Origin of the sequence: Streptomyces sp. 8L, from assembly GCF_020176795.1 — a bacterium.
Taxonomy (GTDB): domain Bacteria; phylum Actinomycetota; class Actinomycetes; order Streptomycetales; family Streptomycetaceae; genus Streptomyces.
On record NZ_JAIUKE010000054.1, the window covers coordinates 1 to 5,711 of the forward strand.

The 5,711-nt window shown below is 74.5% G+C and carries 4 protein-coding genes and 1 pseudogene; 4 read left to right on the forward strand and 1 reads right to left on the reverse strand.

Going from position 1 to position 5,711, the window contains the following annotated elements; translation table 11 throughout:
• The first annotated feature begins 111 nt into the window (after nucleotides 1-111).
• From LCE31_RS06640 to LCE31_RS06655, 4 genes are all read left to right on the forward strand, one after another.
• Nucleotides 112-1,644: an aldehyde dehydrogenase family protein gene (locus LCE31_RS06640; protein ID WP_225013048.1), complete on the forward strand. Its 1,533-nt coding sequence runs from the start codon at nucleotides 112-114 to the stop codon at nucleotides 1,642-1,644.
• A complete protein-coding gene (locus LCE31_RS06645) occupies nucleotides 1,641-2,840 on the forward strand; it encodes a fumarylacetoacetate hydrolase family protein (protein ID WP_225013049.1) in 1,200 nt (399 codons plus the stop codon). The genes LCE31_RS06640 and LCE31_RS06645 overlap by 4 nt, the downstream gene beginning before the upstream one ends.
• A gap of 128 nt (nucleotides 2,841-2,968) precedes the next feature.
• The gene (locus tag LCE31_RS06650) at nucleotides 2,969-3,436 is read left to right on the forward strand and encodes an ATP-binding protein (RefSeq protein WP_225013050.1); all 468 of its coding nucleotides are present in this window, start codon (nucleotides 2,969-2,971) and stop codon (nucleotides 3,434-3,436) included.
• A 252-nt stretch (nucleotides 3,437-3,688) separates the two neighbouring features.
• The gene (locus LCE31_RS06655; protein ID WP_225013051.1) at nucleotides 3,689-4,174 is read left to right on the forward strand and encodes a DUF2000 domain-containing protein; all 486 of its coding nucleotides are present in this window, start codon (nucleotides 3,689-3,691) and stop codon (nucleotides 4,172-4,174) included.
• Between the two features lie 38 nt (nucleotides 4,175-4,212).
• Here LCE31_RS06655 and LCE31_RS06660 read toward each other — a convergent pair.
• Nucleotides 4,213-5,621, reverse strand: a pseudogene (locus tag LCE31_RS06660) (M1 family metallopeptidase); the annotation flags it as partial.
• Nucleotides 5,622-5,711 lie beyond the last annotated feature (90 nt).

Below are 5,711 nucleotides of genomic sequence, written 5' to 3' on the forward strand. Positions count from 1 at the left end.
CCCGCACGCCCGGCCGGGGCACCCCACGTCCCCCCCGGGGTACGCGCCGCCGCCGCAGATCGCGGCGTCCGCGCCGCCCGGCCCCCACTCGCTCAGAAAGGGTGACCCCCGATGACCGCCCGAACAGCAGGCCCTCCGGACGTCAACTCCTACGACCCGCGCACCGGCGCCCCGGTCGCCACGGTGCCCTCCACCACCCCTGACGAGGTCCGTGACACCGTGGCCCGGGCCGCCGCGGCGGCCGCGCCGCGCACCGCGATGGGACGCGAGGGGCGGGCCGGGATGCTGCGCGCCATGGCGGACGCCCTGGACCACGACGGCGAGCGGATCGTCGCGACGGCCGACCGGGAGACCGCGATCGGTGCCCGGCGGCTGACCGGCGAACTGACCCGGACCACCTACCAGTTGCGGCTCTTCGCCGACGCGCTCGACGAGGGCTCCTACCTGGAGGCGGCCGTCGACCACGCAGGCCCGACCCCGATGGGGCCCGGCCCCGACCTGCGCCGGATGCTGGTCCCGATCGGGCCCGTCGCCGTGTTCGGGGCGAGCAACTTCCCCCTGGCCTTCTCCGTCCCCGGCGGGGACACCGCCGCCGCGCTCGCGGCCGGGTGCCCGGTCGTCGTCAAGGCGCACGACTCGCACCTCGCCACCTGCGCCCTCGCCCTCGCCGCACTCCGTGCCGGGGCCGAGGCGGCGGGCGCCCTTGACGGCACGGTCGGCATGGTATGCGGGCTCCAGGCTGGCCGCGACCTGGTCGCCGCCCCGCCCGTGCGCGCCGTCACCTTCACCGGTTCCCTCAGCGGCGCGCAGGCCTTGCGGGACATCATCGCGGAGCGTCCCGATCCGATCCCCTTCTACGGGGAACTCTCCAGCGTCAACCCGGTCGTCGTGACCGGGGCGGCCGCGGAGGCCCGCGGCACTGAGATCGCCGAGGGCCTGGTCGGCTCCTTCACCACGGCCGCGGGACAGTTGTGCACGAAGCCGGGCCTCGCCCTGGTTCCGCGGACTCCCGCCGGCGACGCCCTTGTCGACCGCATGGCCGAGCTCGTGGCCGCGACCGGACCCCAGACCCTGCTGAACGAACGGATCAGCGGCGCCTACCGCGACCTCGGCCGTACCGCCCTTTCGTCCGGGGCCGCGCTCCTCGCCACGGGCCACGACGACGGCGGCGCGGGCTTCCACGCGGCGGTGTCACTGACCGTGGCCGACGCCGCCGCGCCGGGCACGGACCTCACGCGTGAACGGTTCGGGCCGGCCATGGTGGTGGTCCGCTACAGCGGCGACGACGAGTTGCTCGAAGCGCTCTCCGGCCTCACCGGCTCGCTGACCGCCACGCTCCACCTCGAAGACGGGGAGGACCGGTCGGCTCTCGTGCGCCGTCTCACCGGGATCTGCGGACGCGTCGTCTTCAACGGATACCCGACCGGCGTCCTCGTCTCCTGGGCCCAGCACCACGGCGGCCCCTGGCCCGCCACGAACACCGTGCACACCTCCGTCGGCGTCACATCGGTCCGCCGGTTCCTGCGGCCGGTGGTGTGGCAGGACGCCCCCAGGGACATGCTGCCCGACGAGCTCCGCGACGGCCCCGTCGACGTGCCCCGAAGGGTCGACGGATCTCTCACCCTGCCTGGAGGACACGCATGACCACGATTCCGGACTTCCCGGGGAGCGCGACGGACGTCCTGCCCGTCGACCACGATGAGGCCACCCTCGTCGGCCGCGTCTGGCGGCCCGACGTCGCGGGGCCCTCCACCGTGGTGATCAGGGACCGTACCGCGTTCGACATCACCGGTACGTTCCCCACCGTGCGGGACCTGTGCGAGCACCCCGAGCCCGCACGCGCCGCGCGGCAGGCCGCCGGGGAACCGGTCGGCACCGTCGACGACCTCCTGGACGCGACACCGCCCGAGCGGCGCGCGGGCGGGCAGTCTGGCGACCGGCCCCGGCTGCTCTCGCCGGTCGACCTCCAGGCCGTCAAGACGTCCGGAGTCACCTTCGCCGTGTCGCTGCTCGAACGCGTCATAGAGGAGCGGGCCCACGGCGACGCCTCACTGGCCGCCGAGGCCCGCCGGGCGGTCGTCGAGGCCGTCGGAGCGGAACTCTCCAGCCTCAAGCCCGGTTCCGCGGCTGCCGCGGCCGTCGAGGAGGTACTGCGCGAGCAGGGGGCGTGGAGCCAGTACCTGGAGGTCGGGCTCGGGCCCGACGCGGAAATCTTCACCAAGGCCCAGCCCCTCTCCACCGTCGGCACCGCGACCGACGTCGGCATCCACCCGGACTCGCGCTGGAACAACCCCGAGCCCGAGGCGGTGCTCGTCCTCAGCTCGGCCGGCCGCGCCGTCGGAGCCACTCTCGGCAACGACGTCAACCTCCGCGACGTGGAGGGCCGCTCCGCCCTCCTCCTGCCGAAGGCCAAGGACAACAACGCCTCCGCCGCACTGGGCCCGTTCATCCGCCTCTTCGACCGCGCCTACACACTGGACGACCTGCGCACGGCCACGGTCGAGCTGACCATCACCGGCGACGACGGATTCCACCTGACGGGCGACTCCTCGATGGCGCGGATCAGCAGGGACCCGGAGGAACTGAGCACCCAGCTGATGGGCGCCCACCACCAGTACCCGGACGGGGCCGTGCTCTACCTGGGCACCATGTTCGCCCCGACACAGGACCGCGGAACGCCGGGCGACGGATTCACCCACCATGGAGGAGACCTGGTGCGGATCGCGAACGACCGGCTCGGAGCCCTGGTCAACCGCGTCAGGACCAGCGACCGGTGCACGCCCTGGACCTTCGGAATCCGCGACCTGATGTCCAACCTCGCGGCCCGCGGCCTCCTCTGACCGCCGCAGTCCGCGAGGGGGCGTCGTCGCGCCCGGCCAACCGGGCGTCCCGTCCACGCGTGGCGCCCGCGGAAGGGGGTATGCGCAGGATCGTCGTGGGAACGGGGCGGGCACGGGGAGAAGAGCACATGGAGCGGACGGCGGGAGCGAGCGGGCAGGAAGGCATCAGGGGCAGCGGTGCCCCGGGACCGTGTCCGCGGGCCAGCGCGGTGTACGGCGGCGAGCCGGAGTCGATCGCCGCGGCCCGGGACTTCACCTCCGGCTATCTGGCCGACCTCGGGAGCGCGCACGGCGTCCCCGTCTCCTCCCGGACGCTCGGCACGGCGCAGCTGGTCGTGAGTGAACTGGTCACCAACGCCTGCAAGTACGCTCCAGGACCCTGTCTCCTGGACTGCGAACTGGTCGGCGACCAGCTGGAGATCGCGGTGTGGGACAGCGACGGCACGCTGCCGGTGGCCCGCGCGGCGGAACCCGGCCGCATCGGCCGGCACGGCCTGGAGATCGTCATGGCGCTGTGCGACGGCTTCGACGTGCGGCGGGAGCCCGTCGGCAAGCGGATCAAGGTCCGCGTGCCCATGGACGCCGCCGCGGCCTGACGGCGCTGGTGGCGCGCGGGCGAGCCCGGCCACGGGACGTCCGCGGCGTTCCCGCTTCCTCGGACGTCCGCGGCGGCGCTGCCGCCCGCTCCCGTATCCCGGCGGGCGAGGGCGGCCGGTCACCGTACGAACGGCGGCACGGGAGCCCGTACGCCCCGCTCTGCCGCACTATGTTCGGCACCGGGTGCTTTGACGGGAACCATCAGTATGCTCGGCGCGGTCATGCCTCACATCCGAGCAGGAGTCGCGCCAGTGTCCGCTGAAACCACGGAGCCGGCCGCCGTCGGCTTCGCCCGGGACGAGATCGATCAGGACGCGCCGACCCGCGCGGCCCGCCTCAAGTGGGTCGTCGTGGTCGACGAAGGCCTCCCGGCGGGGCGCGCGGTGAACGCGGCCGTCTGTGTCGCCGCCGCCACTTCGGACGCCGTCGGCGGCATCCTCGGCGACGCCGCCGTCGACGCGGACGGCGCCGCGCACCCCGGGCTGCCCTGGGCCGGCTGTACGGTGCTCGCCGCCGACCCCGCCACACTGCGCGCCGTACGGGCGAAGGCCGCCTCCTCGGCGGGCACGTTCGTCGCCGACATGCCCGCGGCCGCCCAGCACACGCGCGTCTACTCGGAGTACCTGAGCTCGGTGGGCGAGACCGCGGCCGAGGCACTCGACTACTGCGCGGTCAGCGTCGTCGGACCGCGCAACCGCGTCGACAGGATCGTACGGAAGCTCCCTCTCATGCCCTGACGATGCGGGGGCCCACCGCGGACGGCGCCACGCGGGTGCTACGGCGTCGCGGGCTTGCCCGCCGTGTACAGCCAGGTGTGGAAGAGCGCCCCGAGATCCTTGCCCGAGAGGCGCTCGCTCAGCGCGACGAACTGCGCCGTCGTGCCGTTGCCGTAACGGTGCTCGCCCGCCCACGCCTTGAGGATGGCGAAGAAGTCCCGGTCGCCGACGGCGTTCCGCAGCTCCTGCAGGGCCATCGCGCCGCGCGTGTAGACCGGCGAGGCGAAGATGTTGGCGCCGTCGCCCGGGTCCGCGGACGGGAAGTCCCAGAGGCTGTTGCCGGCATCGAGCGCGTAGTAGTGGTCGAAGGTGGCCTGCGCGCTGTCGCCTCCGTGCTGCTCCTGCCAGAGCCACTCCGCGTACGTCGCGAAGCCCTCGTTGAGCCAGATGTCCTTCCAGCTGGTCAGGCTGACGGAGTCGCCGAACCACTGGTGCGCGGTCTCGTGCACGACCGTACTGACGTCGGGGGCCCGGTCGTAGATCGGCCGGGTCTGCGTCTCCAGGGCGTAGCCGACGTCGTGTGCGTCGTCGACGATCGCCCCGGCGGCGGAGAACGGGTACGGGCCGAAGAGCTTCGTCTCCCAGTCGAGGATGTCGGGGATCTTCGCGAGTGCGGGCGCCGCGTCGGCGGCCTCACGCGGGTCGACGGCGTTGTAGACCGGCAGGCCCGAGCGGGTGGTGTAGCGCCGCACGTCGAACTTCCCGACCGTGGCCGTCGCGAGGTAGCTCGCCATCGGCTGGTCCTGCCGCCACCGGAAGGTGGTCTTACCGGCGCGCGTGCGCTCCGAGTCCAGCACACCGTTGCAGACGGCCGTGTACCCGGCGGGCACGGTGACCCGGAACGCGTACGAGGCCTTGTCCAGCGGGTTGTTGTCGGACGGGAACCACGACATGGCGCCCTGCGGCTCCCCGGCCACGAAGGCGCCGTCGTCCGTGGCGATCCAGCCGTCCTCGGAGCCGTCCGGGTCCGTTACGTACTGGGGCACCCCGGCGTACGCGACCTCCACACGGAAGGCCGCCCCCTTGCGCAGGGGGCGCTGGGGCGTGATGACGAGCTCCTGGCCCGGGCGCGGGCCGCCCGCGCCCCCCCCCGCCCCCCCCCCGCCGCGGGGGGGGGGGGGGGGGGGGTCCCCCGCCCCCCGGGCCCCGGCGGGCCCCCGCCCCCGCTCCGCCCGTCGACACGGACCCTGCTGACGGTGAGTCCGGACAGGTCGAGGTCGAAGCGGCCGAGCGTCTCCCCGGCGTGCGCGGTGAGCGAGGCGGCGCCCGTGAGGTTCCTCGTCGCGGGGTCGTAGCCGAGGTCGAGGTCGTAATGGCGCACGGTGTAGCCGCCGTTGCCCGAGAGCGGGAAGTAGGGGTCGCCCTGCCCGGGCGCTCCGGCCCCCGCCGCGGAGTCCGCGGCGGGGGCGGGCGCCCCGGGGGGGGCCCCCGGGGGGGCGGGGGGGGGGGGGGGGGGGGGGGGGCGGGGGGGGCGGCCCCCCCGCGCGGGGGGGCCGGG

Coding starts and splice junctions, on each gene's coding strand:
- LCE31_RS06640 (WP_225013048.1), top strand. CDS start 112: ATGACCGCCCGAACAGCAGGCCCTCCGGACGTCAACTCCTACGACCCG.
- LCE31_RS06645 (WP_225013049.1), top strand. CDS start 1,641: ATGACCACGATTCCGGACTTCCCGGGGAGCGCGACGGACGTCCTGCCC.
- LCE31_RS06650 (WP_225013050.1), top strand. CDS start 2,969: ATGGAGCGGACGGCGGGAGCGAGCGGGCAGGAAGGCATCAGGGGCAGC.